Raw genomic sequence first — 26,919 nt, 5'->3', positions numbered from 1 at the left:
GCCGAGAAAGGTCAGCCACGCGCCACGAACATGCGTCCGGTCGGCATGCGGTGCGCCGTGCACCGGACGTCGCTGTATCCCGCCCGGCGGAAAAGGTCCAGCCACTCCTCCTCGGCGGGCAGCCGGATATCCATCGAACTCGCGTGCAGATAGGTGAAGAGCGAGCTGAACGCCCGCTCCCGCGCATCGGTCACATAGGGCACCGCGTCGGTGACGATCAGACGGCAGCCCTCCGCCGTGACCGACCGGCAGGTGCGCAGCACCGCGAGGAACGTGTCGGGATCACTCACCACGTCGTGCATCACGAACCCCGCGTGCACGACGTCGGCGTCCCGCAGCGGCGCGGGGTCGGCCACCAGCGACTCGATGCTGCGGTTCACCACGTCGAGCCGGTCCGCCACACCGGCACGTTCCGCGGCCCGCCTGGCCTCCGCGCAGGCCGCGGCGCTCATGTCGATCGCGGCCCCCGTACAGTCCGGGAGGGTACGCAGCAGGTGGACGAGGAGCCCTCCGGCGCCCGCGCCCAGGTCGGCCACCTTGGCCGGACGGGAGTCCACGATCTGCGAGAACGCGTGCGGATAGAAGCCCTGCGAACCGACCCAGCGCGACGAAACGGCCACCCAGCGGCCGTCACGGTCGTACTTCTCGCCCGCCGCGTCCGGGTCGCGGAGGAATTCCAGCGCGTGCTCGATGTAAGGCCGGTTCGCGTTCATGGCCCACGACAGATATCCCGACTCGTACCTGCGGTCCGCCATGTCGGCACACGGCCGGAACCGCGGAGAGTCGTCGATACGGTCGACCAGGCCCGCGACCTGCAAGGCACGCACGAACTCGGCGCAGTTTCCCAAAGGCGCGGCGGTCGCTTCGGCCACGTCCTCGACCGTGAAAGGCTCCGGGCGGTCCAGCAGCGGGGATATTCCGAGTTCCTCGGCTACTTCGAGCAGGGCGGCCACCGCGGCCAGATCAGCGGCTGTCTCGCCGTCGTGGGTGGAATCATTGACGCTCATTCGCGGCTCCGAATTCGAGGGCGATGTCCTCGGGAAGAGGGGCGACAGGTGCGTACTCGGCGAACGACATTGTCGTGTCGCCGTCTCCGTCCAATCAAGTAATCACCACCGCACCGGGAACAGGGCGGACGTCGAACTGCCCGGCCGCTGTCCAACGCGCCGGACCCTGTCCACCGAGCGTCTTTTCCGGTAGTTACCGGGCGGTTGACGGAGGGGGTGGACGGACGGGCTTCGTACACGGCCGCCGGGGGCTCTCCGAACTCTCCACCGCGCACACCGGAAAAGGCTTCGTGGTCCTGTCGTCCTTCCGGCTTCCTGGCTACCGTCGAATCCCTTCACCCGCGGTTCCCGGAGGTGCCATGCGAAGGCCGCGTATCCGGCCGGTGTTCGACGACCTGCCCGCCTATCTCCCGTCGCGGCCCGTGCGGTCCGCGACGGGGGAATTCCATCCGCTCGCGGCGAACGAGTCCCCGCGCGAGCCGCTTTCCGACATCCTCGCGGCGGTCCACGGGGCGGCGGGCACGGTGAACCGCTACCCCGACTTCCACGGGACCGACCTGACGGCACAGCTCGCGCGGACCCACGGTGTCGCCGAGGACCAGGTGGCACTGGGGGCCGGCTCCATCGCGCTGGTCCAGATGCTCTTCCAGGCCGTCGCCGAACCGCAGGCCGAAGTGGTCCACGCCTGGCGGACGTTCGAGCTGTACCCGGTCCTCGCCGACCTCGCCGGCGTGCGCAGCGTCCGGGTGCCGCTGGTGGCCGAGCGGCACGACCTGCCCGCGATGGCGCGGCACGTCGGCGACCGCACCCGGCTGGTCCTGCTGTGCAACCCGAACAACCCGACGGGCACCCTGCTCGACGCCGAGGAACTGCGCGCCTTCGTGGACCGGATACCCGAGGACTGTCTCGTCGCGGTGGACGAGGCGTACTTCGAGTACGTGCGTGACCCGGCGGCGCGGAGCGCGATCGCCCTGGTGGCGGACCACCCCAACCTCGTCGTGCTGCGCACGTTCTCCAAGGCGTACGGGCTCGCGGGACTGCGGATCGGCTACCTCATCGGCTCGCCGTACCTCGTCGCCCAACTGCGTAAGGCGTGCCTCCCGTACTCGCTGAGCAGCGTCGCGCAGGCCGCCGCGTCGGCCGCGCTGCACCACCGGAAGGAACTGTTCGCCAGGGCCGACGACCTCGTCGCCGAACGGACCCGGGTGCGCGGGGCGCTGCGCGCCGACGGGTGGGACGTGCCGCACAGCGAAGCCAATTTCGTGTGGCTGCGTCTGGGCGCCGCCAGCACCGCCTTCGGCGAGTGGTGTGCCGCCCGAGGGGTCGCGGTGCGCACCTTCCCGGAAGAGGGCCTGCGGGTCTCAGTGGGGTCACCGGAGGACAACGACGCCTTCCTGGCCGCGGCCGCGGGCTGGCGGAGGAAGGTACGGGCGCCCGTCGGCGATCACTCCCGGCCGGTGCCGGACCGGCCGGCGGCGTCGGGTGATCCGGCGCCCTGACGGCGAACGGAACGGACCGGCCGGCCGGGTGCCGCGCCACGCCGCGGCCGGTCACACGAGGCCGATGTCCGCCTCCGCCGACGGGGGGTGTCCAACTGCGGATTTACGCAGTTGGACACCCCTTGAGGCGAGCGGCGTCACAGCAGTCGACTCCGGTGTCCGATCCGGTGTCGTCTGTTCTGGAGCCGTCCGATCCGGCGTCGACTGATCCCGTGCCGTCCGATCCGGTGCCGTCCGGCTGCCGACCTGGTCGGCCAGCCGGCCCCAGTCCTCGGCGAAGGACTTGGCGAGATCGGCCATCTGCTGCGTCCGGTGGCTGGGGACGGCGCCCAGAATGCGGTCCCATTCCCTGGCGGCGGACAGGGAGACCTCCAGCCAGCGCAGCAGCAGCCGGCCCGATTCCGACAGCCGCAGTGACGGATCGCGCCGCAGGGCCTGGACGATGGCCGCCTGACGGTCGTGGGACGCCGGGCCGTTCGGGATCCGTTCGACGACCCGGCCCGGCCGTACCCGCTCGTAACTGACGTCCCGCCGGGTCCGGGCGGGCTTGCCGCGGCGGCTCTGCGGCACCGGGTCCTCACCACGGGCCAGCCGCTGCCGTACGTCCCGCACGGTCTCCGGTGAGATGCCCGCGTCCTTGGCGATCTCCCGCAGCGACGCCTCGGGCCGTGCGGCGATGAGACGGCCGGCGAGCCGGCGCCCGTCGGCGGCTTCGAGGGGCCGCGCACGGCCGTCCCGCCCCAGTCGCACCTCGTCCGCCTCCCGGACGGAGTCGCTCGACGACCGTATGTCGGCCACGGTCCTGGCGGACAGTCCGGCGACCGCGGCGATCCGCCGGTCGGACCAGTCCGGATGGGAGGACATGATCCGGACGGCGGCCGCCCGGCGCTCGGCCACGGACAGCGGCAGCCCGTGCCGGACGTTCGCCTCGACCGCCCGGACGAAGGCGCTGTCCTCGCTCCCGTCGAAGAACTCCACCCGGACGCTGTCCCGGCCGGCCAGGTGCATGGCCCGCAGGCGGTGCACACCGTCGATCACCTGCATGGTGCTCCGGTGCACGACGATGGGGGGCAGGTCGTCGACCACTTCCGACAGCAGCCGGGTGTGGGCGACGTCCTCACCCGTGAAACGCGGGCCGTCCCCCACCGCCAGTGTGCCGATCGGTACCCGCTGGGCGGAGTTCGCCTCCGCTCTCCCGCGTGTGCCGACCGTGTCCGGTGCCGTCTCCCCGGTCAGTGCAGTGAGCTCGTCCTGGTCGGTCCCGTCAAGCGTGCTGGAGTACTGATGACCGGTCATTACCTCACCTTTCGGACCTCTTCGCAGCGAGAATCAAGCGGTGCAGACCGAAAGAACGTAGCCACCTCCAGGCGGGGCGAATCGACTCCGGTTCACTCTGCCGGGCGGCGTCTTCGCGCCGTGTACGTGTACGGGGGAACCGCGCGTCGCGGACGCGTCGTGGCCGGGGCGGTGCCGGGCATGCCGCGCCGCGCCGACGGGCCCGGGGCCCGGCAGCACGGCAGGATCGGTGCACGTTCCATGTGACCCCCGTCGACGATCTCCGTCACTGCAGCACAGACGTTCCTCGCGGGACTACCGGGACTTCACGAAGAGGCGGCCGGTACGGCGTCGCCGAGGTGGACGGTGTCCTCGCGCGGGCGGCACACGCGTCGCCGTACGGACGCGGCCTCTGCGGGCCGGGTCACGGGACGGGCCGCTCCGGTGCGCATGGGTTCCCCCTTCCCCGGCCCGATCACCGGTCTGGCGAAGCAACGCGGACTCCCCGTGGACGGAGCTGAGCAGGACGGGGCGGGCGCCTGAAGCACGCTGGTAACTCGCGCCACACTACGATCGTGTCTCGGCGGGATCAATCGCCGTACACCGTCCAACGGGCTGTTCCGCGTGGGGAACCTGTGGCGACGGGCGAGCGCCGCGGAGGTGCTTTCGCCGCCCGCCGTCGGCCCCGCCCCGCGCCCACCTGAGCAGGCGTCATGCCCCGCCGGACCGGCTCCGGTGCCCCGGCAGCCCGTCCTTCACCGGCCGCTCGACGCGCTCTGTCAGCACTCCGGCACGACTCCCGGGCCGACACCGAGCGAAATGGCCGGTAAGGGTCTAGGTCGGGGATCTGGCGCCGTTGTTGAACGGTGTCTGCGCGCCATGTGTGGGCCGGGGGCCGGTGGCCCGGCCGCTTGTCCATGGACAGGGCGCAACCACGGACGCAGGCCGGGGCGTTCGGGCCAGAGCTCGAACCGGTCATGACGCGGTCCGGCCGGCGCGGCCGGTGCGGACGGCCACCGGTCGGGCTCCGGTCGGGCTCCGGCCGTTCGCGCCGGTCCGAGCTGGGAATCCTCGGTCATGGGCCGCGGTTTCCGCGCTTTTCGCTGACCGTAAGTGCACTGGTGCGCGATATCGCGCGCGTGACAGGATGCGGGCTGCGGTTTCGGCGGTGGCAACTGCGTGCGGGGCGCGGGGCGGCCGGAATCCGGGGGAACGCAGCCGGGGGGCGGATGCTGATGGGGGGCGCGCGGACCGGGAACGGGGCGCGGAGCGTGCGTACGACACGGTGGGGCCGCCTGCGCGCCGGGCCCGCGGGCCCGGCGCGCACGGTACCGGTGCCGCCGACTGATCACGGAACTCGGCCTGCCCGGCCCGACAATCCAGGCGGACGTGTGCGACGCCGTCGCGGCGCGCCTGGGGGAGCCCGTACGGATCGTGCCGACGAGGCTGGGTGGTACCACGTCCGGCCTGACGTCCCGTACCGCCGACGGGTACCGGATCTTCTGCGAACGCCGGACCGCACCCTGGCACCGGACACACACCGTGCTGGTCGCGCTGCTCATGGAGCGGGTGGCGCCCTCGGCGCCCGACCACGGGCCCGGCCCGACGGGACGAGCCGCCGGCCTCGCCGCGGCCCGGGAGCCCGCACTGCGGCACCGGCGCGCCGAGCGGAACGGCACGGGACGCGCGGGCGGCGCGGACGGGAAGGACGACGCCGCGAGCGGCGCCGGCACAGTTACCACGGACGGGGGAACGGGTGTTTGACGTGCTGTACCTGTGTTTCGGCGGGGCGGCCTGGGCCGTCGTCGTCCTCAAGACACGCGCCTGGCTCGGCGACCGCGGCAACACGGACCTGGGTCTGACCTGTGTGATGAGCGCCTGTGTCGCGACCGGGTTCGTCCTCTCCGCCCCCGGCGTGTACCGGTGGTTCGACCGGCTGACCGGTGTGCCGAACCTGTCGATGGTCGTTCTCTACTCCGCGGTCGTGGTCTTCTCGGCCGGCGCGTTCGTCCTGCTGTTGCGCTGGAACAGCGGTACGGGGGCGGAGGGCCGCGCGCGGGCCCGGAGGCGGTCCCGCGCGGCGGTGGCGGCCGTGGCCGTCGCCTGGGCGCTCGCGGTCCTGTGCTTCGCCGTCGGGCGGCCGGGCGGCGTGGAGGACTCCCGCGACTTCAGTACGGCGTACACCGGCTCGCCGGGCGTGATGACGTTCCTGGTGCTGTATCTGGCCATCTTCGGCGCGAGCCTCGCGGGGCTGGGCACCCTCTGCCCGCGCTACGCCCGCCGAGTCGGTCCGTCCTGGCTCGCCCGCGGCCTGCGGGTGCTGGCCACCGGCTGCTGGCTCGGCCTGGTGTACTGCGCCTGCAAGCTGGCCGGCTGCGTGCTGTCCTGGGCCGGGCACGAGGCGCCGTGGCTCTCCGACGGGGTGGCGCCGCTGAGCGCGTCGGTCGCCGCGGTCCTGGTGCTGGCCGGACTCGCGCTGCCGGCCGCCGGTACCCGGGCGTACGCCTGGCGCCGGCTGCGCCGCCTGCACCCGCTGTGGAAGGACGTCGCCGCGCAAGCTCCCGAGGTGGCCGCGCGGCGTCCGGCCGGGGCCGGCCGGTGGCGGCTCACCGGCCTCCAGCGGCGCGCCGACCGGCAGATGGCGGAGATCCGGGACGTCCAGCGCGGCATCCGGCGGTACGTGGAGTCGGACACCATCGACATCGCGCGGGAGCGCGGGCGCGCGGTCGTGGCGGACGAACGGCAGTTGGCGGCCGTCGCGGAGGCTGCCGCGCTGCGCCGCGGACTGGAGAACCGGGCGATCGGCCTCGTACCCGTCCTCGGTTCCGACAGTGTGGTGGTGATGGCCGAGGAGCGGGCGGGGGAGCGCGCCCGGCCGGGGGCGGCCGGGGGCCGGGAGCAACTGCCGGTCGGCCGGGCCGGTGGTGCCTGCCCCGGAGATGTGGCCGAACTGTCGGCCGAATTCGAGCACTTGGCGCGGGTCGCCGATGTCTACCACTCGCCGCTGACGGACACGGTGCTCACCGAGCTGCGGCAGCGCAGCGCCATGCAGCGGCACTGAGGCGCGGGGCGGGGTGTCGCGATGGCGCGGCGGCTTCGAGGGCACCGGCGGCCGCCCGACCGGACCGGCTGCCGACGTGTCTAGAGTCGTGCACCATGCAGAAGACCGCCGAGACCGGCCCCGACGACCTCATCGACGTGACGCACCTCCTGGACGACCCGTACGCCGGCTACGCGGCGCTGCGGGAGGCCGGGCCCGTACACCGCATCGCCGGCCCCGACGGACAGCCCGCATGGCTGGTGACACGGTACGAGGACGTGCGTCGCGGACTGTCCGACCCCCGGCTCTCGCTCGACAAACGCCATGCGGGGGGCGGTTACCGCGGGTTCTCGCTGCCACCCGCGCTGGACGCCAACCTGCTCAACATGGACCCCCCGGACCACACGCGGGTGCGCCGCCTGGTGGCGAAGGCGTTCACCCCCGCCCGGGTCGAGAAACTGCGGGAGCCCGTGCGGCGGCTCGCGGACGGCCTGCTGGACGCGGTGGCGGAGGCCGGCCGGACCGACCTGATGGCGAGTTACGCCGGTCCGTTGCCCATCGCCGTCATCTGTGACCTGCTCGGCGTACCGGAGCGGGACCGCCCGGACTTCCGGAGCTGGACGGACGCGCTGATCACGCCCGACCCGGCCCGGCCGGAGCAGACGAAGCAGGCCGTCGGGGCGATGATGCGGTACTACACCGGCCTGATCGCGGCCAAGCGGACCGCCCCGGGGGACGACCTGCTGTCCGACCTGATCATGGTCAGGGACGGCGGTACGGACGGGGAGGGGCACAGCGGTACGGACGGCGGTGCGGGCCCGGACACCGACGGGGACCGGCTGACCGAGGACGAGCTGACCTCGCTGGCCTTCCTCCTGCTCTTCGCCGGCTACGAGAACACCGTCCACCTCATCGGCAATTCCGTGCTCGCCCTGCTGGACCACCCCGAACGCCTCACGGCGTTGCGTGCGGATCCAGCCGAACTCGCGAAGGCCGTGGAGGAGTTCGCCCGCTACGACGGACCGGTCTCGCTGGCCATCCGCCGGTTCCCCGTCGAGGACGTGGAGATCGGTGGCGTGCGGGTGCCGCGGGGGGAGACCGTGCTGCTCTCCCTGGCCTCCGCCAACCGGGACCCGCACCGCTTCCCCGACGCCGGGACGCTGGACCCGGGCCGGGACGCCGGGGGCCACCTCACGTTCGGGCGCGGCATCCACCACTGCCTCGGCGCGGCCCTCGCGCGGATGGAGACGGAGACCGCGTTGGCCGCTCTCATCAGCCGTTTTCCCGGGCTGCGGCTGGATGTTCCGCGGTCCGGGCTGCGCTACCGCCGCACGCTGCGCGCACGTGGCTTGATCTCGCTCCCCGTCGCCTGGGAATCGGGGGACGAACAAGTTTTTGAGGCATAACCGTTCCTTCATGCGGTAGAAAGGTCGTGAGGCCCGCCCGGTGTGCATCCCCCGTCGCACCGGGCGGGTCCTCGTGCGTACGGGGCGGATGTGCTCCGCCTGCCGTGTCGCGGAGCGGCCGCACCGCTCCCCGCTGCCGTAGCCGCCCGTGAGCCTTTGGCCTCTGATGTGCCGGGTCGTTCGGCGCTTCGGCCGTCTGGCGTAGGCCCCTCTGCGGGCGAAGTGCGGGCTTCCTAGCGTGAAGACATGGCACTTGAGACGCTTCTGTCCCGGAATGCCGGTGTGCTGGCCGTCATCGCCGCCACCGGGCTGACGCTCACCTCCATACCGGCGGTGGCCCACGCCGAGCAGGTGGCGGTGGGCCGGCGGGCCGTGGACCCGGGGGCGGGGGCGGCCAAGGGGCAGGTGGCGGACCAACTGGGGGACCGTACGGGGCGCACGGTGGCGGGGGTCGGGGCTCCCGCGCTGCCCGACGGCGTGTCGGCCCGCGCCTGGACGGTGACGGACGTCCGTACGGGCGACGTGCTGGCGGCCAGGAACGCGCACCAGCGGCTCGCCCCGGCCAGCACCCTCAAGACCCTGTTCGCGGTCACCGTGCTGCCGAAGTTCCGCGCGGGAGCCGTGCACAAGGTCACCCCGGCGGAACTGGCGGGCATCGGCCCGGGCAGCAGCCTCGTCGGCATCAAGGAGGGCCGCAGCTACCAGGTCGCCGACCTGTGGCGCGGGGTCTTCCTGCGCTCCGGCAACGACGCCGTACGGGTGCTCGCCGCGATGAACGGCGGCTGGACGGCCACCGCCCGCGAGATGCAGGCCAGGGCGCGGCAACTGGGCGCCCGCGACACCTCGGTGAAGTCCCCGGACGGGTACGACAGCCCGGGGCAGGTGTCCTCGGCGTACGACCTGAGCGTCTTCGGCCGCGCGGGGCTCGCCAACGCCGACTTCGCCAGGTACTGCGCCACGACGACGGCCCGGTTCCCCAGCAAGGGCAGTCCCTCGTTCGAGATCCAGAACACCAACCGGCTGCTGTCCGGCGCGAACGGATTGCGGCGCTATCCGGGCATCGTCGGCGTCAAGAACGGCTACACCAGCAACGCGGGCAACACGCTGATCGCCGCGGCCGAACGGGGTGGCCGGACGCTGTTGGTGACCGTGCTGAATCCGCAGTCCGGCGCGTCCAACGCCGTTTACCACGAGGCGGGTTCGCTGCTGGACTGGGGGTTCCGTGCCGCGGGCAAGGCCCGTCCGGTCGGCTCCCTCGTGGCCGCGCCGGGCGGCCGGGCCGCCCCCTCGGCCGACGGAGCGCGGAGCGGCGCCGAGCGCCCCTCCGCCTCCGCGCGGCCGGTCGCCGCGCAGGTCTCCCGGGAACCCGGCCGGTGGTCGCAGACCACGGGGTGGGCGGTCGCCGGAGGCTTCGCCGTGGCGCTCGCGGTGGGCGCGGTCTTCGGCTGGCGCATGTACGTACGCGGACGGCGCACGCCCGGAGGCGGCTCCTGACCAGCGGCGCACCACCCGTCGTGGGCGGCTGCACGGCGCCGTCGAAATCCGGCCAATGACGAAGCCGGACCCGGGCCGCGTATCGGGCGCCGCCGCCCCCGGCGCACACCGCCCCGTCGCGCGCTGCACAATCGAACCGTGAACGTGACGCGACGCGACGAGGGCGGCGACCCGGCCTGCTGGCTGGACCAGGTGTGCCAGGAGTGCGGCCGGATCTCGGACCGCCCGGCGGAGCCCGGCTGCGAACACTGCGGAGCGGGGGACGCCGTTGCCGTGGCGAACGGCCCCGAACCGGAAGGACGGACCATGGCTGCCCGCGCCCGGAATGAAGGCCCGAGTGAAGGTCCGAGGGAAGAATCGGGTGAAGGTCTAAATGAAGACCTGAATGAGGACCTGGATGAAGGCTCGGCCGAAGCCCCGGACGAAGACCTGAACGGAAGCCCGGACGAAGTCCCGGCCGCCGCTCGGGACCGTGACCCCGAAGGCCGGGCCCGCAACGCCCGGCCGCGGGACGGTCTCGGGCGCCCGCTGCCGTACGGCGCACCGGGCGTGGCCCGCCAGCCCGAAGGCGTCGAACGCAGCCCCCGTGAGGCGCTCGCCGAAGCGCAGGACCTCCTGGACCGCGGACTGCCCTTCCATGCCCACGAGGTGCTGGAGGACGCCTGGAAGATGTCGCCCGAGCCGGAGCGGCAACTGTGGCGTGGCCTCGCCCAGCTCGCCGTCGGCCTGACCCACGCCGCCCGGGGCAACGCCAAGGGCGGCGCGGCACTGCTGCTCCGGGGCGCCGGCGCCATCGCCCCGTACGCGGACACCGTCCCGTACGACATCGACGTCCCCGGACTCACGGACTGGGCGCGGGACCTCGCGGACCGGCTCGACGGCCCGGTGGCGGCGGCCGGGAACGCGCCGCGCCTGTGCATCTCCGACGCCCAGGGCCCCCGGGCGGCCGAAACCCCCTGACGCCCCGACGCGGCCCACCCCGGCCCGACGCGCCCCGCCTCGGCCTGGCCCGCCCCGCCCCGGCTCAGCGCACCAGCGCCGGGGAAGACGCCCCGGCCACCCGAAGCGCCGGGGCGCCCGTGCCGTCCGCCGGTACGGTCCAGATGTCGCTGCCCGTCCCGCCGCCGCCCTTCCCACCGCTGCCCGGCAGCGCGTAGCCGAGGGTGCGGTCGTCCAGCCAGGCTGCCTGGTCGTCCACGCTGCGCTGCTCCGCGAGCGGGTGCTCGCGCATCGTGCGCAGGTCGAGCACGTAGAGCTGCCAGGGATCGCGGGTCCCTTCGCGTACCCGCTTCTTGAAGGCGAGGCGGGTGTTGTCGGGGGAGAGGGACGGGCACTCCACGTTCTCGCGCAGGGTGCGGGCCGCCCAGCGGCGCATGTCGCCCTCGACGAGGTAGGTGCGGCCCTTCGTGGAGACGGTGGCGTAGAAGCGGTTGTCGTCGCGGGCGAAGGTGACGCCCCAGTAGTTGACGTCGGGGGAGTGGTAGCGGCGGCCGTCGAGGGTGAGCGGGATGTCCTCGATGTTCTTGATCAGGTAGCCGGTGCGGGTGTCGAGGATCGAGGTGCGGGTGGAGAAGGACGTGGTGGCGTACGAGTCGCCGGTGGCGAACATCGTCCAGGACAGCATCCGGCCGGAGGCGGAGACCCGCGCCCGGTTGGGGATGCCGGTCAGGGCGATATGGCGCTGCTCGCGCAGCCGCCCGTCCAGCACGACGGCGTACGAGGCCGGGGGGATGCCGGGGCGGCGCTGGAGGCACAGGGCGGTGCCGCCGGCCGCGTAGAAGCGCTCGCAGGCGGGGCCCCCGGTGGTGCGGCGGTCCGGGTCCGGGGCCGCTGCCGCGCTCACCGCAGCGGCGCCGTGGGCAGAGGGGCCGGAGGCAGCGGCCAGGCGCGCCACCCGCCCGGCGCCGTCCCCCTCCCGCGTACTGCGGAAGTACAACTGCCCGCGGTCCAGGCCGAACGCCGAGGGCGGGTCGGTGGATTCGGTGCGCCGGGCCGCCGTCACCGTGTACACCACGGCGACCGTGGCGAGGACGGCCGTGGCCACCGCGACGGCGATGACGCGGGCGCGCATCGAGACCCCGCCAGGGCCCGCCTTACGGGCCTGGCCGCCCGCGTCCTCAGCCTCCACCGGGCCTGCCATGTCAGTCGCGACCATCAGGACCGCCTTTCCGTACGAGGGAGCAGCGCGGCGGCGCCCACCAGGGCAGCCGCGAGGACGACGACGGCGATGACCAGCGCCGCCCGGCTGCCCCACAGCGTCCAGGCGGCGCCGAACCCCGCCGCGGCGAGCAGTCGGCACAGTGCCTGGCCCGTTTGCAGCAGGGCCATGCCGCTCGCCTGCCGTGCCGCGGGCAGGGCCGGCCCTGCCAGGGCCATCAGCACGCCGTCGGTCGCGGCGTAGAACACGCCGACCAGGAGCAGCACACCGGCCAGCAGGACGGTGCCGTCGCCGACGGTGAGCAGCAGCAGATACGCGGCGAGCAGCGCCGCATGGCCGAAGAGGAAGGGGACCCGGCGTCCGATGCGGTCACCGAGCCGTCCGGCGGGTACCGCCAGCAGCAGATAGACCGCGGCGGTGCCGAGCGGCAGCAGCGGGAACCAGCGGACCGCGAAGTCCAGTTGCCGCTGGAGCAGCAGGTAGACGAACGAGTCGCCGATGGTGGCGGCGCCCAGCAGGGCGGCGGCCGCCATGATGCGCCGGAAGGCGGCGTCGCGCAGCGGCTCGGCGATCCTGCTGCGCAGCGGGACCCGCGGCCCGGCGGCGGGCGCGGCCACCGGCCCCAGGGTGCCCCGTCCGGGGACGAACACGACCAGCAGCAGTACGCCGAGCAGCCCGACGCAGAAGCTGACGACGAACACCGCGTCGTAGGCGTCCGCGGTCGCCCACAGCAGGGCGAACGCGGCCAGCGGGCCGAGCAGCGCGCCCGTGGTGTCCATCGCGCGGTGCACGCCGAACGCCCGGCCCAGTGCGTCGGGCGGGCTGCTGAGCGAGATCAGCGCGTCGCGCGGGGCGGTGCGTACGCCCTTGCCGATGCGGTCGGCGGCGATGGCCGCGCTGATCCCGGCCGTGCCGCCGCCCGCGAGCAGCAGGCCCAGCCGGGACAGCGCGGACAGCGCGTAGCCGGTGCCGGCCACCAGCTTGTGCCGTCCGCCGCGGTCGGCGGCGTGCCCGCCGGCCAGCCGTACGAGCGCGGTGACGCCGTTGTAGAGCCCGTCCAGGAAACCGAACTGGAGGGGGGAGAGCCCGAGCTGGAGGACGAAGTAGAGCGGCAGTACCGCGGTGACCATCTCGGAGGAGATGTCGGTGACCAGGCTGACCGTGCCGAGGGCGAGGACCGGTCCGGCGACGCGGCCACGCGTCAGCCGTGTGGTGGCGGCGGCCGCGCCGGTGGTGGCGAGATACATGGCGGGTGGGTCCCGGGCCGGTCAGTGGCACTGGTAGGACGGGCTGCTGTCCTTCGTCCTGCCGTCCGTGCCCACCAGGTCCCAGGAGAACCCGTCGTCGGTGAAGTTCAGCTTGACCACGCCGAAGGTCTTGGTCAGCCGCTTCTCGCTGTTCGGCTGGACCTCCTCGATCTTGTACGGGTTGGCGCCGCCCATCCCGGCGAGCAGTTCGACCAGGCCCTTCGGGTCGGCCTTGCCGTCCGGGTTCTGCGGCGCGAAGCGCTCGTAGTGGTGGTCGTGCCCGTTGAGCACCAGCTCGGCCTTGGCGTCGTACAGCAGCTTCCAGACGGGCTTGCCGACCGGGTTGTTGCCGTGCTCGCCGGAGGAGAACAGCGGGTGGTGCCAGTAGGCCGCCACGCACTTCTTGGTGTTGGCGGCGAGGTCGTTCTTGAGCCACTTGGTCTGCGCGGAGTCCAGGCTGTTGGAGTCCAGTGCGACGAAGTGCCAGTTGCCCTGGTCAAAGCTGTAGTAGCTCTTGCCCTGGGGGTAGGCGACGGAGCCGAAGTAGGACTTGTACCCGGCCAGTTTGCCGGCCGGGTCGTACGTCTCGTGGTTGCCGGCGACCGGGCGGGTCCTGGACTTGAAGGCGCCCCAGGAGGTGTCGTAGTACTTCTGGAAGTCCTTGAGCCGGGCGTCGTCGTACTGGTTGTCGCCCATGGTGAGCACGAAGGCCGGATCGATCTTCTTGACCTGGGCCGCGGTCTTCGGGTGCACGCAGCTACTGCTGCTCGCGGTGCACTGCTCGGCGATGTCACCGGCGGCGACCACCGTGAACCCGCCGGCCCGCGCCGCCGTCCGCTCCGGCGCGGCGTCCGCCCGGCCGGCCGGCGACCACAGCACCGCACCGCCGACGAGCGCGAGGACCGCGCCCGCGGCGGTGGGTATGCCGGTGCGGGGGTTGGTGAGGAAGGGCCTGGCCGGGCGGGTGGTGCGGGACTTCGCGGCGCGGGGGGTGGGCGTCATGTCCGTCTCCTCGGTCGGCGGAGGTGCCGTTCGGAGGAATCTTGACGACGGCGCATGTACGCGTCAATAAGCCTGACGGAGAATGGTTAGGAAACTTTCCTACTCACTGCCGCGCCGTGTCGCTCACACCAACTCCGTTTCGTGGAAGCACAGATGATCCTTGATCTGCTCGACCGCGGACTTCGGCGCAGGGTAGGCCCACGCGATGTCCTCCGGGCCACCGGAAAGTGACCAGTAGGAGGCGTCTCCCTTGAACGGGCAGTGGGTACGGGTCTCGGACGGGACCAGCAGATCCGTCCGGACGTCCTCCGGCGGCAGGTAGTAGCGCACCGGATAACCGGTCTCGCGCAGCAGCAGCGGACGGCGGCTGTCGGCGACCACCTGGCCGTCGTGGACGACCCGGACGTGCTCGGTGCCCTGCTCGACGGTGATGCGGTGCCCTGGTACGGACGGCATGACGGTTCCTCTCCGACGGGGTGTGAGGCTCCTAGGGTGACACCGCGCGGCAGGCGGACGGCCGACCCGACGGCGGCGCGGCGTGCCCCCGGACGGCCGGGGACACGCCGTGCAACGCCGCCTCACGCCTTCCGGATTCCCGGCCGCTGCACCTCCCTGATGCCCCGCCCGGCCCAGTCCGGAGCCGGACCGGCCAGTTCGGCCAAGCCCGCCAGCCGCCGGTACGCCTCCTCGGGCAGCGGCGCGGCGCGTCCCTCGCCCTGGTGGACGTGCAGGGCGAAGATCTCCTCGGTGGCCACCGGATCGCCGGCCGCGTCCCCCACGTACATCTCGTGGACGCAACGCACCTTCTTCGCGCCCACGCCCAGGACCGTGGTCCGTACGAGGAGTTCGGCGCCCCGCGGCACCTCCGCGAGGTAGCGCACATGCGCCTCGACCGTGTAGAGCGAATGGCCGGTGCGGGCGCGGTAGGCCGGGCCGAGACCGGCCGCGTCCATGAGGGCGTCCGTGGCGAAGCCGAAGACCAGGACGTAGTACGCCTCGGAGAGATGGCCGTTGTAGTCGATCCAGTCGTCCTGGACCGTCCGCCGGAACAGCGGCAGCCGCGCCGTCACCGGTCGGGCCCGTCCAGCCGGCCGGTGGCCCGCAGTACGTCGATGACGCCCTGGTCGCGCTCGGCGACGAGCTGGGCGTACGTACGGCCGTCGGCGGCCCGGTCGCAGCCGTCGACCACCGCGTCCCGCAGCGCCCGGTCCAGCTCCGGGGCCTCCAGCCGGGTCCAGGGAGACTTCAGCGACGGGCCGAAGTGGTCGAGCATGTGGGCCATCCCGCCCTCGCCGCCGGCCAGCGCGAACGTCAGCATCGGGCCCATGAACGCCCAGCGCAGCCCCGGCCCTTCGGTGATCGAGGTGTCGATGTCCTCGACCGTGGCCTCGCCGTTGGCGACCATGTGCAGCGCCTCGCGCCACAGGGCCTCCTGGAGGCGGTTGGCGATGAAGCCGGGCAGCTCCCGGTCCATGGTGATCACGGACTTGCCCGCCGCCTCGTAGAACTCCGCGGCCCATGCGACCGCCGTGCGGTCGGTCCGCTCCCCGCCGACCACCTCGACCAGCGGGATCAGGTACGGCGGGTTGAACGGGTGCCCGACGACCAGACGGCCGGGCGTGGCGGCCGTCGTCTGCATGTCGGTCATCGGGTAGCCGGAGGTGGAGGAGGCGATGACCACGCCGGGCGGGGCGGCGGCGTCGAGCTGGGCCAGCAGATCGCGCTTGAGCTCCAGCTTCTCGGGGGCGCTCTCCTGCACGAACTCGGCGTCCGCGACGGCTTCGGCGAGGGTCGGAGCCATGGTCAGACGGTCGGGCGAGGCGCCCTCGGCCAGGCCGAGCTGCTCCAGGGCCGGCCAGGCGGCCGTGACCAGGCGGCGCAGCTTGTCCTCGGCGTCCGGCGCGGGGTCCCAGGCGGTGACGTCGTAGCCGCGGGCGAGGAAGTGGGCGACCCAGCCGCCGCCTATGACGCCGGCGCCGACGCACGCCACACGGCGTACGGAAGAGGGAGGGGTGGGGGACACGAAAGGCTCCTGAGTGTGAGGGGGCGAGGGGGAACCGGGCTTCAGCCGCGCGGCTTCAGGCCGAGGCGGGCACGGGCCTGGTCCGGGGTGGCGACCGTCGCGCCCAGCAACTCCGTTATCTGCACGGCCCGTTCGACCAACTGGCCGTTGGTCGCCTTGACGCCCTTGCTCAGGTAGAGGTTGTCCTCCAGCCCCACCCGGACGTTGCCGCCGAGCAGGATGGACTGCGCGACCCACGGCATCTGCATCCGGCCGAGCGCGAAGCTGGCCCACTGCGCGCCCTCGGGGAGCATCGCGACCATCGACTGGAGCACGCCCGGGTCGGCCGGCGCGCCCCACGGCACGCCCATGCACAACTGGAAGACGGTCGGGTCGTCGAGCAGTCCTTCGGCGAGCAGTTGCCTGGCGAACCACAGCTGCCCGGTGTCGAAGATCTCCAGTTCGGGCCGTACCCCCAGCTCCTGGATGCGCCGGGCGCCCGCGCGCAGCATGTCGGGCGTGGAGACGTAGAGGTTGGAGCCCTCGCCGAAGTTCAGCGAGCCGCAGTCCAGGGTGCAGATGTCGGGCAGCAGTTCCTCGACGTGCGGCAGCCGCTCCAGGCCGCCGACCAGGTCCGTACCGGGCAGGTGCCGCAGTGGCTCGTCCGGGTCGATGACGAGGTCGCCGCCCATCCCGGCGGTCAGGTTGATGACGACGTCGGTGCCGGTCTCCTTGACGCGTTCGACGACCTCGGCGTACAGGCGCGGGTCGCGGGACGGGGCGCCGGTCTCCGGGTCGCGTACGTGGATGTGGACGACGGCGGCGCCGGCCGAGGCCGCCTCGACGGCGGACCTGGCTATCTGTTCGGGGGTGACGGGCACGTGCGGCGAGCGGCGCACGGTGTCACCGGCTCCGGTCAGCGCGCAGGTGATGATGACCTGGTTGTTCACGGCGGGTCCTTCGGTCGGTGGGGTCGGAACGGCGGGGGAGCCGCCCGCTCAGGGGGCCAGCTCGTGGTCGATGAAGGTGAGCAGCGCGGCGTGCATGGTGTCCGGGCCGGTGCTGTCGGGCGCGGTGGCCAGCACCTGGGTGGCCAGGCCGTCGATGAGCGCGGTCAGCCGCAGTGCGGTGGGCTCGGGGTCCACGGCGCGGAAGACGCCCTGGTCGACGCCCCGGCGCAGGACTTCGGCGACGGTGGTCCGCCACTGCCGGTAGTAGTGCTCGTGCAACTGCCCCACGGCGGTGGAGCGCGCGGCCTGCGCCCACAGGTCGAGCCAGACCAGCCACTGCCGCCGCTGCTGTGCGGTGCGCGGCGTCTGCAACGCGATCAGGTGCAGCAGTTCGGCGCGGGCGTCCGGCGCGTCGGCCAGGCCCGCGGCGCGCCGCGCGGTGTCCTCGTCCATGCACCAGCGCACGGCCGCTTCCAGCAGTTCGTCGCGGCCGGGGAAGTGGTAGTGCACGGCGGCCGTGCTGGTGCCGCAGGCGGCGGCGATGTCGGCGACCCGGACGCCGTGGAAGCCGTGCTCGGCGATCAGCCGGACGGTCTCCCGGACGATCTGCAGCGGCCGGCCGCCCTCGGGCACCGCGACCGGCTCCCGGCCCCGGGCCGGTGCCGGGGCGCCGCCCCGGGACCCGAGCAGCCACGCCACGTCCACGCCGCCGATGTCCGCGACGCGCACGATCTCGGCGAGGGTGAAACGCCGGGTGCCGCCCAGCGACCTGGACAGCTTCGAGGGGTCCATCACGATGCGCCGGGCGAACTCGCGGCGGCTGCAGCCGAGGCGGTCGACCACCTGTCGTACGCGGTCGCGCACGTCGGTGTCGTCGGGGATCCGGGTGCCGGGGTCTTCGTCCGTGGACATGGTCAGGGACCGTAACAGTGTGTTGAGGTCATCGCAACGACCTCCACGGCGCCGACTGGGGCCAGTCTGCTGTAACAGCGCCGAGAGGCGTGTGTTGAGCACTGACTGATGCGTAAGTCAGTAGCGTCGGCGCGCCGGGTCCGGCCTCGCGGGCCGGCCGCGCACCGGACACCGGTGGACCGGCCACGTATGGGGCAAATGTGGCAAAGTTGCGGACATGGCTGACCGGGGCGCGAAGCGGCCGACCGTGTCGGTGCCGGACGACTGGCCCGCTCATCCGGACCTGACGCTGGCCCTCAACGGCATGGGCGGCTTCGACTGGGACCTCGACAGCGGCCGTATGCACATGGACGGCTCCGCTCTGGAGGTCTTCGACCTGCCGCCGGAGGAGTACGACTCCGACCCGGCCGCCCTGGGCTGCCGTCTGCCGCCGGACGAGGCGGCCCGCCTGGACAGCGTCGTCTCCCAGGCCCTGAAGGACGGCAGCGACTCCTACGGCGCCTACTTCCGCGTCCGGCTGCGGGACGGCACGGTGCGCTGGGCCCACACCCAGGCCAGCATTCGCCGCGACGGGGCCGGAAAGCCGCACCGCGTCATCGGCGTCGTCCGGGACGCCAGCCAGGAGTACGCCCAGGCGGCGGAACGGGCCCAGGCGCACGCGCGCAGACTGCGCAACACCGGCCTCGTCGAGCGCACCACGGCGGCCCTGGCGCACGCCAGGACCGTCCGCGACGTCATCGGTGTGCTCGGCGACGACCAGGCGCTGACCCGGCTGGGCGCGCGGAACGTCATCGTCGGCCTGGTCGAGGCGGGCCGCATCCGGGTGGTTCACGAAGGGCTGGCGGGCAGCTTCGTACCGCAGCACGAGGTGCTGCGGGTCGAGGAGGAGTTCCCGATGAGCGAGGCGGTGCGCACCCTCCAGCCGTGCTTCATCCGCTCCCGCGCCGAGTTCGCCGAACGCTACCCGGCGCTCTGGCCGCACCTCGAAAGGATGGACTTCGGCTCCGCCGCGTACCTGCCGCTCATCGCGCAGGCCAGGCCGATCGGAGTGGTGGGCCTGTTCTACCGCTCGGAGAACCCGTTCGGCGTACAGGAGCGCAACCTGCTGCTGGCGCTCGGCTCCAGCGTCGCGCAGAGCCTGGCCCGCGCCATGCTCTACGACCAGGAGCACGACCTCGCCGAGGGCCTCCAGCAGGCCATGCTGCCGCGCCGCATCCCCGGCATCCCAGGCGCCCAGATCGCCGTACGCTACCGGGCCGCCCGGATCGGCCGGGACATCGGCGGCGACTGGTACGACGTGATCCCGCTGCCCGAAGGCCGGGTCGCCGCGGTCATCGGCGATGTACAAGGGCACGACACCCACGCCGCGACCGTCATGGGCCAGCTACGGATCGTGCTGCGCGCCTACGCCGCCGAGGGGCACCCGCCCGCCACCGTCATGGCCCGCGCCTCCGCCTTCCTCGGCGAACTGGACACCGACCGCTTCGCCACCTGCACGTACGCGGACGCCGACCTGGCCACCGGGACGGTGCGGCTGGTGCGGGCCGGGCACGTGGACCCGCTGCTGCGGCACGCCGAGGGGCTGTGCCGGCGCCTGGAGGTGGCCGGTGGCCTGCCGCTGGGCATAGCGACCGGTTTCCGCGACCTGGACTACCCCGTCACCACCGCCCACCTGGGCATCGGGGAGACCCTGGTGCTGTACACCGACGGGCTGGTGGAAGAGCCGGGCATCGACATCGAGGACGGCGTACGGCACCTGGCCAGAGTGATCCGCGACGGCCCCCAGGACGTCCAGCAACTGGCCGACCGGCTCTGCGACCTGGCGGCCGAGCAGACCGGCGACGACGACATGGCGATGCTGATCCTGCGGCGCGGCGGGGAGCCCGCCGCGCCGGCCGCCGGACGGCTCCAGCAGCACGTCGCACCCGACGACGCCCGGGGGCTGTCCGCCGCCCGCCACATGATCCGCGCCGCGGTACGGGCCTGGGGCGCACCGGAGCGCGCCGAGGAGGTCGAACTGGCCGCCGACGAGCTGATCACCAACGCGCTGCTGCACACCGACGGCGCGGCGGTGGTGACGGTACGGATGCCGCACGGCACCGACCGGCGGCTGCGGCTGGAGGTGGCCGACCGCTCCAGCGCCCTGCCGCGCCGCCGGGACAGTGACGAGTCCGCGATGTCCGGGCGCGGACTGCTCCTGGTGGAGCGGCTGTCGGATGTCTGGGGTGTGGAGCCGCGCGGCAACGGAAAGTGCGTATGGTGCGAGTTCGACTGTCCGTGACGGCCGGTACGGCCCCCGGGAGCGGGACGGCCGCGCCTGCCGTCCGGCGGGACACCCGCGGCAACCGCCCCTGAACGGGGCACCGCGGCACGGGCAGCGGACAGGGCACAGTTCGATCGGCCGCCGAGTGAGCGGCCCGGCGGAATGAGGACACGCGCTATGGAACCGGGGCCTGCGCAGCAGTGGGGCGACGCCCGCCGGACGGCGGCACGGCTGGACGCGGAGCACGTCCGCGCCATCGCCCTCACCTGGGTCGACAACGCGGGCATCGCCCGTACCAAGACCGTGCCGACGGCCCGGCTGGCGCCCGCCGTGCAGCGCGGCGTCGGCATGTCACCGGTCTTCGACGTCTTCACCTCCGACGACGCGATCACCGCGTCCGCGCACCTCGGCGGACCCGACGGTGACCTGCGGCTCTTCCCCGACCTGGAGCGGGTCACGGTGCTGGCCGCGCAACCCGGCTGGGCCTGGGCGCCGGTCGACCGCTACGACCAGCTCGGCACGCCGCACCCCGGATGCCAGCGGCAGTTCGCCCGCCGCATGGTGGACCGGGCCGCCGACGCGGGACTGGTCCTGCGGATGGGGTTCGAGACGGAGTGGGTGGTCACCCGCGCGCCGGAGGCCGGCGGCGGTCGCCCCGACAGCTCCACGGGCGCCGAGGAAACCCTCGACTACGCCTGCGCCGGCCCCGCCTACGGCATGACCCGCGTCGTCGAACTCTCCGACTACCTCCGCGACGTGGCCGAGGCGCTGGCCCTCCAGGACATCGACGTCCTCCAGCTCCACCCCGAGTACGCGCCGGGCCAGTTCGAGGTGTCCACCGCGTCGGCCGACCCGCTGCGCGCCGCCGACGAGCTGGTCCTCGTCCGCGAGACCGTACGGGCCGTCTCGCTCCGGCACGGCCTGCGGGCCAGCTTCGCGCCCTCCGTCGTGGCCGGCCAGGTCGGCAACGGCTGCCACCTCCATCTCAGCCTGCACCGCGGCGAACGCAGCCTGCACCGGGCCCGGGACGCCGAACACGGCCTGGACCCGGACGCCGTACGGTTCCTCGGCGGCGTCCTGGAGACGATGCCCGCGCTGCTCGCCGTCGGCTGCCCCTCGCCCGCGAGTTACCTGCGGCTGGCCCCGTCCGTGTGGGCCGGCGCCTACCAGTGCTGGGGCGTGGAGAACCGGGAGGCCGCGCTGCGCCTGGTCACCGGCGCCCCCGACGATCCGGACGGGGGGCACGCCGAGATCAAGCCGTTCGACGCCGCGGCCAACCCGTACCTGGCGGTCGGTGCGGTGATCGCCGCCGGGCTGCACGGCCTGTCCACGGGCGCGGCGCTGCCCCCGCCGGTCACCGGCGACCCGGGCGTCCTGGGGGTCCGGGAACGCTCCCGGCGCGGCATCGTCCGGCTGCCCTCGTCGCTGACCGAGTCCACCGACCGGCTGGCGGAGTCGGCGGTGCTGCGGGAGGCCATGGGCGAGGTGCTGTACGGCGCCGTGATCGCCGTACGCCGCGCCGAGGCGGCGCACTTCGCGGACAGCGAGCCCGAAGAGATCGCCGCGGCGACGCGCTGGAGGTACTGATGGCCGTGCCCGCCCTCGTGCCCGCCCCCGGTGCGCCGGCCGCCCACGGACGGCGGGGCCGATGACCGCGCAGGCCACCGGCGGCGCCCCGGACCCGTTCCCGGACCTGCCGCCGCTGATCGACCAGCACTGCCACGGAGTGCTGCGCGGCGACCTGACGGCCGCCGAGTTCGAGTCGTACCTGACCGAGTCCAACCGGCCCGCCGCCGCGGGCACGACCTTCTTCGACACCCAGGCGGGCTTCGCCGTCCGCCGCTGGTGCCCGCCGCTGCTCGGCCTCGCGCCGCACTGCACGCCCGGCGCGTACCTCGCCCGGCGGCGCGAACTGGGCGCGGCCGAGACCCGCCGCCTGCTGCTGGGCGGCACCGGCATCGGCACGTACCTGGTGGACACCGGTCTGCCCGGCGACCTCACCGGGGCGCACGAGACGGCCGAGGCGGGCGGCGGCACCGGGCACGAGATCGTCCGCCTGGAGACGCTGGCGGAACGGGTCGCGGCAGGCGTACGGGCGGCACGGACGGCGGGGGAGGAGACCGCGGACGTGGCCGCCGAGGTGTTCGCTGCCGGGCTCGCCGACGCCGTACGGGACGCGGCCCGCACCGCCGCGGGCTTCAAGTCCGTCGCCGCCTACCGGCACGGGCTGGCCCTGGCTCCCGAGCCGCCCACCGCCGCCGACGTCGTGACCGCCGCCCGCGACTGGCTCGCCGCCGGCCCCCACCGCCTGACCGACCCGGTCCTGCTGCGCCACCTGCTGTGGCTCGCCGTCGGCACCGGCCGCCCCCTGCAACTGCACACCGGCTTCGGCGACCCCGACCTGCGCCTGCACCACGCCGACCCGGCCCTGCTCACCGACTTCGCCCACGCCATCGCGGGCACCGGCACCGACCTGATCCTGCTGCACTGCTACCCGTACCACCGCCAGGCCGCCTACCTGGCCCATGCCTTCCCGCACGTGTACGCCGACGTCGGCCTGGCCCTCGGGCACACCGGGCCCCGCGCGGCAGCCGTGCTCGCCGGATTCCTCGAACTGGCCCCCTTCGGCAAGCTCCTCTTCTCCACCGACGCCTACGGCCTGCCGGAGCTGTACACCGTCGGCAGCGCCGCCTTCCGTACGGCGCTGGCGGAGGTGCTGACCGGCTGGGCGCGCGCGGGCGCCTGGTCGGCGGCGGACGCCGACCGTGTCGCGGCGCTGGTCGCGGCCGGTAACGCCCGCCGGGTGTACGGGCTTTCGGAGGGCCGGTAGCCGTGCGGCCGGTGTCATGATCAGGCCACCCGGGTAAGTGGCACCACCACGGACCGTGCTTTACTGCCCCGTGCCTCCTGCCATATCCGACACCGAGCCCCGTCCTCCGCTGTACACCCGCCTCTTCGCCGACATCACCCCGCTGCGCATCTCCGCCGACTACCGGCGCCTGTGGTTCGGCAACACCGTCTCCTGGGTCGGCCAGCAGATGACCGCCCTGGCCGTCTCCCTCCAGGTGTACGCCCTCACCGGCTCCACCTTCGCCGTCGGCGCGGTCGGCCTGTGCTCCCTGGTCCCGCTGGTCGTCTTCGGGCTGTACGGCGGCGTCATCGCCGACACCGTCGACCGCCGCAAACTCGGCCTGTACAGCGCGGTGGGCGCCACCGTGCTCTCCGTCGCGCTGGCCGCCGCCGCGCTCGCGGACGTACGACAGGTGTGGGTGCTCTACACGGTCGTCGCCCTCCAGGCCGTCTGCTTCGCGATGAACGCGCCCGCCCGCTCGTCGATGATCCCGCGTCTGCTGCCGGCCGAGCAGTTGCCCGCCGCCAACGCCCTCTCCTCGCTCACCAGCAACCTCGGGATGATGGGCGGCCCGATGCTCGGCGGTGTCTTCGTCGGCCTGTGGGGCTACCAGGCCGCCTACCTGATCGACGTGGTCTGCTTCTCGGCCGCGCTGTACGCCATGTGGCGGCTGCCCGCCATGCGCCCCGACCACGGTGACGGCGACGAGGCGCCGCGCCGCCCGTCCGTCCTGGAAGGGCTGCGCTTCCTCGCCACCCGGCCCAACCTGCGGATGACCTTCTTCGCCGACCTGGCGGCCATGGTGCTGGCCCAGCCCCGCGCGCTGTTCCCCGCCGTCGCCGTCCTCTGGTTCGGCGGTGACGCCAAGACGGTGGGCCTGCTCGTCGCGGCGCCCGCGGTCGGCGCGGTGCTCGGCGCGCTGTTCTCCGGGTGGCTCGGCGCCGTCCGCCGGCACGGCCTGGCGATCCTCGTCTCGGTCGCCGCCTGGGGAGCGGCCGTCGCCTGCTTCGGCCTCACCCGCCACCTGTGGCTCGGCCTGTTCTTCCTCGCCGTCGCCGGGTGCGCGGACACCGTCTCGATGGTCTTCCGCGGCACCATGCTGCAGGCCGCCGCGCCGGACCGGATGCGCGGCCGCCTGCAAGGCGTGTTCATCGTCGTCGTGGCGGGCGGCCCCCGGCTCGGCGACTTCCTGGCCGGGGCGGCGGCCGACCTCGCCTCACCGGCCGTGGCGGTCGTCGGCGGGGGACTCGCCTGCGTCGTGACGGTGTTGCTGCTGGCCCTGTGGCGGCGCGACTTCGCCCGCTACGACGCTCGCGACCCGCAGCCCTGACGGGCGGCCCCGGGGCCGGTTCCGCACCCGGCCCCGGGGCCACCCGCCGCCGTCACCGGCCGCCGCCCGGCCAGTTCCACTCCTCGACCTCCGGCAGGTCCGTGCCGTGCTCGCGGATCCAGGCGTGGTGGCGCTGCCGCACGTCCGCCATCGCCTGCCGTACTCCGGCGGCCCGTACGGCCAGCCCCGGCACCCGGTCGATCACGTCCATCACCAGCCGGTAGCGGTCCATGTCGTTGGTGACCACCATGTCGAACGGCGTGGTCGTGGTGCCCATCTCCTTGTAGCCCCGCACGTGCAGATTGGGGTGGACGGCCCGGCGGTAGGTGAGCCGGTGCACCAGCCACGGGTAGCCGTGGTACGCGAAGACCACCGGCACGTCGTGCGGCAGCAGCGCCTCGAACTCCCGCTCCGTCATGCCGTGCGGGTGCTCCTCGTGGGGTTGCAGGCGCGTCATGTCGACGACGTTGACGACCCGTACCGACAACTGCGGCAGGTGGGTACGCAGCAGGGAGGCGGCGGCCAGCGTCTCCTGCGTCGGCACGTCACCGGCGCACGCGAGCACCACCTCGGGCCGGCTGCCGGGCTGTTCGGTGCCCGCCCACTCCCAGATGCCCGCGCCGCGCGCGACGTGCCCCCGCGCCTGCTCGATGTCCAGCCAGTCGAAGCACGGCTGCTTGCCCGCGACCACCACGTTGACCACGTCACGGGTGCGCAGCACGTGGTCGGCCACGCACAGCAGGCTGTTGGTGTCCGGCGGGAGGTAGACCCGTACGGTGTGCGGGTCCTTGTTGAGGATGTGGTCGACGAAGCCGGGGTCCTGGTGCGAGAAGCCGTTGTGGTCCTGGCGCCAGACGTGCGAGGTCAGCAGGTAGTTCAGGCCCGCCACGGGCACCCGCCAGGGGATGTCGCGGGCCGACTGGAGCCATTTGACGTGCTGCGAGGCCATGCTCGACACGATGTGCGCGAACGCCTCGTACGAGGAGAACAGGCCGTGCCGGCCGGAGAGCACGTACCCCTCCAGCCAGCCCTGGCACAGGTGCTCCGAGAGCACCTCCATCACGCGCCCGTGCCGCCCCAGGTGCTCGTCGGTGGGCACGGTCCGGGCCTGCCACGCCTTGTCGGTGGCGTCGTACACGTCCTGGAGGCGGTTGGAGGCCGTCTCGTCCGGGCCGAACAGCCGGAAGTCGCGGCGGTCGGCGGTCCGCTCCATCAGATCGCGCAGCAGGCCGCCGAGGACGCGGGTCGGTTCGTGCATCCGGGTGCCGGGCTTGTCGACGGGCACCGCGTACTTCTCGGGGTCGGGCAGCGGCAGCGTACGGACGAGGCGGCCACCGTTGGCGTGCGGGGAGGAGCCGAGCCGCCGGTCGCCGCGCGGCACACAGGCCAGCACCCGGTCCACCGGCCGCCCCTCGCCGTCGAACAGCTCGCCCGGCGCGTACGATCGCAGCCAGCCCTCCAACTGGCGCAGATGGTCCGGGTTGTCCCGGACGCCGGACAGCGGGACCTGATGGGCGCGCCAGGTGCCCTCGACGGGCGCGCCGTCCACCTCGCCGGGGCCGGTCCAGCCCTTGGGGGTGCGCAGCACGATCATCGGCCAGCGGGGCCGGGAGCGCGCGCCGTCGCCGCGGGCGGTGCGCTGGGCGTCGTGGATGCGCAGCAGTGCGGTGTCCATGGCGGCGGCCATGTCCCGGTGGACCTGCGCGGGGTCGGAGCCGGTGACGTACAGCGGCTCGTGCCCGTAGCCACGCAGCAGCGCGTCCAGCTCGTCCTCGTCCAGCCGGGCCAGGACCGTCGGGTTGGCGATCTTGTAGCCGTTCAGGTGCAGGATCGGCAGCACGGCGCCGTCGTGCGCCGGGTCCAGGAACTTGTTCGCGTGCCAGGAGGCGGCCAGCGGCCCGGTCTCCGCCTCGCCGTCCCCGATCACGCACGCCACCAGCAGGTCCGGGTTGTCCAGCGCGGCGCCGTACGCGTGCGCGAGGGAGTAGCCCAGCTCGCCGCCCTCGTGGAAGGAGCCCGGCACGTTCGGCGCCGCGTGGCTCGGCACCCCGCCGGGGAAGGAGAACTGCTGGAACAGCCGGCCCATCCCGGCCGCGTCCCGCCCGATGTCCGGATACAGCTCCCCGTACGTGCCCTCCAGCCAGGCACCGGCGAACACCGAAGGCCCGCCGTGCCCCGGGCCCCACACGCACACCGCTTCCTGCCCGTGGGTGCTGATGACCCGGTTGACGTGGGTGTAGACGAGGTTCAGGCCCGGACAGGTGCCCCAGTGGCCGAGCAGGCGCGGTTTGATGTGCTCGGGGCGCAGTTCCTCGGTGAGCAGCGGGTTGCCGGTCAGATAGATCTGACCGGCCGCGAGGTAGTTCAGCGCCCGCCAGTGGGCGTCGAGATCGAGCAGGTCGTTCTCGGTGAGCGGGGTCGGCGACTCCATCGGGGCCCTCCGTCGGGGGAAAGGTGATCAGGGAGCGCCTCTCCACCGTACG

The 26,919-nt window shown here is 73.4% G+C and carries 22 protein-coding genes; 10 read left to right on the top strand and 12 right to left on the bottom strand.

Annotation, left to right across the window (positions count from 1 at the left end):
- Window positions 1-11: 11 nt before the first annotated feature.
- Complete coding sequence (locus ACZ4QV_RS13575; protein WP_361148083.1) at window positions 12-1,007, bottom strand: class I SAM-dependent methyltransferase; 996 nt, start codon at window positions 1,005-1,007, stop codon at window positions 12-14.
- A 359-nt stretch (window positions 1,008-1,366) separates the two neighbouring features.
- On the opposite strand from ACZ4QV_RS13575, the gene hisC reads away from it, so the two are divergent.
- Entirely contained in the window at window positions 1,367-2,506 is a 1,140-nt protein-coding gene (gene hisC / locus ACZ4QV_RS13570) for a histidinol-phosphate transaminase (protein WP_467762905.1), read from the top strand.
- Window positions 2,507-2,557: 51 nt separating this feature from the next.
- On the opposite strand, the gene ACZ4QV_RS13565 is transcribed toward hisC, so the two are convergent.
- Together ACZ4QV_RS13565 and ACZ4QV_RS13560 are read right to left on the bottom strand one after the other, a co-directional pair.
- Window positions 2,558-3,802 carry a ParB N-terminal domain-containing protein gene (locus ACZ4QV_RS13565; RefSeq protein ID WP_361587718.1) on the bottom strand — a complete coding sequence of 415 codons (1,245 nt, stop codon included), beginning with the start codon at window positions 3,800-3,802 and terminating at the stop codon, window positions 2,558-2,560.
- A gap of 305 nt (window positions 3,803-4,107) precedes the next feature.
- The gene (locus ACZ4QV_RS13560) at window positions 4,108-4,233 is read right to left on the bottom strand and encodes a hypothetical protein (protein WP_361148077.1); all 126 of its coding nucleotides are present in this window, start codon (window positions 4,231-4,233) and stop codon (window positions 4,108-4,110) included.
- A gap of 937 nt (window positions 4,234-5,170) precedes the next feature.
- Between ACZ4QV_RS13560 and ACZ4QV_RS13555 the strand changes: the two genes are divergently transcribed.
- The 5 genes from ACZ4QV_RS13555 (at window position 5,171) to ACZ4QV_RS13535 (ending at window position 10,681) form a co-directional block, all read left to right on the top strand.
- Window positions 5,171-5,545, top strand: a complete 375-nt coding sequence (locus tag ACZ4QV_RS13555) for a hypothetical protein (RefSeq protein ID WP_361148075.1) — start codon at window positions 5,171-5,173, stop codon at window positions 5,543-5,545.
- Entirely contained in the window at window positions 5,538-6,842 is a 1,305-nt protein-coding gene (locus tag ACZ4QV_RS13550; RefSeq protein WP_361148073.1) for an MAB_1171c family putative transporter, read from the top strand. Before ACZ4QV_RS13555 ends, ACZ4QV_RS13550 begins: the two co-directional genes overlap by 8 nt.
- A gap of 95 nt (window positions 6,843-6,937) precedes the next feature.
- Window positions 6,938-8,227 carry a cytochrome P450 family protein gene (locus ACZ4QV_RS13545; protein WP_361148071.1) on the top strand — a complete coding sequence of 430 codons (1,290 nt, stop codon included), beginning with the start codon at window positions 6,938-6,940 and terminating at the stop codon, window positions 8,225-8,227.
- 246 nt (window positions 8,228-8,473) lie between these two features.
- Complete coding sequence (locus ACZ4QV_RS13540; protein WP_361617628.1) at window positions 8,474-9,721, top strand: D-alanyl-D-alanine carboxypeptidase family protein; 1,248 nt, start codon at window positions 8,474-8,476, stop codon at window positions 9,719-9,721.
- A gap of 144 nt (window positions 9,722-9,865) precedes the next feature.
- On the top strand, window positions 9,866-10,681 hold the full coding sequence (locus ACZ4QV_RS13535) for a DUF309 domain-containing protein (RefSeq protein WP_467762922.1): 816 nt from the start codon (window positions 9,866-9,868) through the stop codon (window positions 10,679-10,681).
- A 64-nt stretch (window positions 10,682-10,745) separates the two neighbouring features.
- On the opposite strand, the gene ACZ4QV_RS13530 is transcribed toward ACZ4QV_RS13535, so the two are convergent.
- From ACZ4QV_RS13530 to ACZ4QV_RS13495, 8 genes are all read right to left on the bottom strand, one after another.
- On the bottom strand, window positions 10,746-11,876 hold the full coding sequence (locus tag ACZ4QV_RS13530; protein ID WP_467762904.1) for a TolB-like translocation protein: 1,131 nt from the start codon (window positions 11,874-11,876) through the stop codon (window positions 10,746-10,748).
- Complete coding sequence (locus ACZ4QV_RS13525; RefSeq protein ID WP_361148065.1) at window positions 11,876-13,126, bottom strand: MFS transporter; 1,251 nt, start codon at window positions 13,124-13,126, stop codon at window positions 11,876-11,878. The genes ACZ4QV_RS13530 and ACZ4QV_RS13525 overlap by 1 nt, the downstream gene beginning before the upstream one ends.
- 21 nt (window positions 13,127-13,147) lie before the next feature.
- Window positions 13,148-14,128, bottom strand: coding sequence for a metallophosphoesterase family protein (locus tag ACZ4QV_RS13520; protein ID WP_361148063.1), 981 nt, complete (start codon window positions 14,126-14,128; stop codon window positions 13,148-13,150).
- Window positions 14,129-14,251: 123 nt separating this feature from the next.
- Window positions 14,252-14,584 (bottom strand): DUF427 domain-containing protein, encoded by a 333-nt coding sequence (locus ACZ4QV_RS13515; RefSeq protein ID WP_361587728.1) that lies wholly within the window; start codon window positions 14,582-14,584, stop codon window positions 14,252-14,254.
- Window positions 14,585-14,706: 122 nt separating this feature from the next.
- Window positions 14,707-15,198 carry a thioesterase family protein gene (locus tag ACZ4QV_RS13510; protein ID WP_361148059.1) on the bottom strand — a complete coding sequence of 164 codons (492 nt, stop codon included), beginning with the start codon at window positions 15,196-15,198 and terminating at the stop codon, window positions 14,707-14,709.
- A complete protein-coding gene (locus ACZ4QV_RS13505; protein ID WP_361148057.1) occupies window positions 15,195-16,151 on the bottom strand; it encodes a 3-hydroxyacyl-CoA dehydrogenase NAD-binding domain-containing protein in 957 nt (318 codons plus the stop codon). Before ACZ4QV_RS13505 ends, ACZ4QV_RS13510 begins: the two co-directional genes overlap by 4 nt.
- A 41-nt stretch (window positions 16,152-16,192) precedes the next feature.
- A complete protein-coding gene (locus tag ACZ4QV_RS13500; RefSeq protein WP_361638596.1) occupies window positions 16,193-17,080 on the bottom strand; it encodes a beta-keto acid cleavage family enzyme in 888 nt (295 codons plus the stop codon).
- A 48-nt stretch (window positions 17,081-17,128) separates the two neighbouring features.
- Window positions 17,129-17,992 (bottom strand): TetR/AcrR family transcriptional regulator, encoded by an 864-nt coding sequence (locus ACZ4QV_RS13495; protein WP_361587733.1) that lies wholly within the window; start codon window positions 17,990-17,992, stop codon window positions 17,129-17,131.
- A 217-nt stretch (window positions 17,993-18,209) separates the two neighbouring features.
- On the opposite strand from ACZ4QV_RS13495, the gene ACZ4QV_RS13490 reads away from it, so the two are divergent.
- From ACZ4QV_RS13490 to ACZ4QV_RS13475, 4 genes are all read left to right on the top strand, one after another.
- Window positions 18,210-20,273, top strand: a complete 2,064-nt coding sequence (locus ACZ4QV_RS13490) for a SpoIIE family protein phosphatase (RefSeq protein ID WP_361148052.1) — start codon at window positions 18,210-18,212, stop codon at window positions 20,271-20,273.
- A 159-nt stretch (window positions 20,274-20,432) separates the two neighbouring features.
- A complete protein-coding gene (locus ACZ4QV_RS13485; protein ID WP_361148050.1) occupies window positions 20,433-21,842 on the top strand; it encodes a glutamine synthetase family protein in 1,410 nt (469 codons plus the stop codon).
- 61 nt (window positions 21,843-21,903) lie between these two features.
- The gene (locus ACZ4QV_RS13480; RefSeq protein ID WP_361587735.1) at window positions 21,904-23,085 is read left to right on the top strand and encodes an amidohydrolase family protein; all 1,182 of its coding nucleotides are present in this window, start codon (window positions 21,904-21,906) and stop codon (window positions 23,083-23,085) included.
- 70 nt (window positions 23,086-23,155) lie between these two features.
- The gene (locus ACZ4QV_RS13475) at window positions 23,156-24,436 is read left to right on the top strand and encodes an MFS transporter (protein ID WP_361587737.1); all 1,281 of its coding nucleotides are present in this window, start codon (window positions 23,156-23,158) and stop codon (window positions 24,434-24,436) included.
- Window positions 24,437-24,488: 52 nt separating this feature from the next.
- Here the strand turns inward: ACZ4QV_RS13475 and ACZ4QV_RS13470 are convergent, their stop codons facing one another.
- Window positions 24,489-26,867: a phosphoketolase family protein gene (locus ACZ4QV_RS13470; RefSeq protein ID WP_361587739.1), complete on the bottom strand. Its 2,379-nt coding sequence runs from the start codon at window positions 26,865-26,867 to the stop codon at window positions 24,489-24,491.
- Window positions 26,868-26,919 lie beyond the last annotated feature (52 nt).

This window comes from Streptomyces sp. NPDC026394, from assembly GCF_055567735.1.
The sequence above is the reverse complement of the archived record's forward strand: the minus strand, read 5'-3'. Positions and strand labels throughout refer to the sequence as shown.

Bases quoted from the DNA above. Each gene is read 5' to 3' on its own strand.
- ACZ4QV_RS13565 (WP_361587718.1), bottom strand. From the start codon at position 3,802: ATGACCGGTCATCAGTACTCCAGCACGCTTGACGGGACCGACCAGGAC.
- ACZ4QV_RS13490 (WP_361148052.1), top strand. From the start codon at position 18,210: ATGGCTGACCGGGGCGCGAAGCGGCCGACCGTGTCGGTGCCGGACGAC.
- ACZ4QV_RS13495 (WP_361587733.1), bottom strand. From the start codon at position 17,992: ATGTCCACGGACGAAGACCCCGGCACCCGGATCCCCGACGACACCGAC.
- ACZ4QV_RS13485 (WP_361148050.1), top strand. From the start codon at position 20,433: ATGGAACCGGGGCCTGCGCAGCAGTGGGGCGACGCCCGCCGGACGGCG.
- ACZ4QV_RS13560 (WP_361148077.1), bottom strand. From the start codon at position 4,233: ATGCGCACCGGAGCGGCCCGTCCCGTGACCCGGCCCGCAGAGGCCGCG.
- ACZ4QV_RS13515 (WP_361587728.1), bottom strand. From the start codon at position 14,584: ATGCCGTCCGTACCAGGGCACCGCATCACCGTCGAGCAGGGCACCGAG.
- ACZ4QV_RS13540 (WP_361617628.1), top strand. From the start codon at position 8,474: ATGGCACTTGAGACGCTTCTGTCCCGGAATGCCGGTGTGCTGGCCGTC.
- ACZ4QV_RS13520 (WP_361148063.1), bottom strand. From the start codon at position 14,128: ATGACGCCCACCCCCCGCGCCGCGAAGTCCCGCACCACCCGCCCGGCC.
- ACZ4QV_RS13480 (WP_361587735.1), top strand. From the start codon at position 21,904: ATGACCGCGCAGGCCACCGGCGGCGCCCCGGACCCGTTCCCGGACCTG.
- hisC (WP_467762905.1), top strand. From the start codon at position 1,367: ATGCGAAGGCCGCGTATCCGGCCGGTGTTCGACGACCTGCCCGCCTAT.
- ACZ4QV_RS13470 (WP_361587739.1), bottom strand. From the start codon at position 26,867: ATGGAGTCGCCGACCCCGCTCACCGAGAACGACCTGCTCGATCTCGAC.
- ACZ4QV_RS13525 (WP_361148065.1), bottom strand. From the start codon at position 13,126: ATGTATCTCGCCACCACCGGCGCGGCCGCCGCCACCACACGGCTGACG.
- ACZ4QV_RS13530 (WP_467762904.1), bottom strand. From the start codon at position 11,876: ATGGTCGCGACTGACATGGCAGGCCCGGTGGAGGCTGAGGACGCGGGC.
- ACZ4QV_RS13575 (WP_361148083.1), bottom strand. From the start codon at position 1,007: ATGAGCGTCAATGATTCCACCCACGACGGCGAGACAGCCGCTGATCTG.
- ACZ4QV_RS13545 (WP_361148071.1), top strand. From the start codon at position 6,938: ATGCAGAAGACCGCCGAGACCGGCCCCGACGACCTCATCGACGTGACG.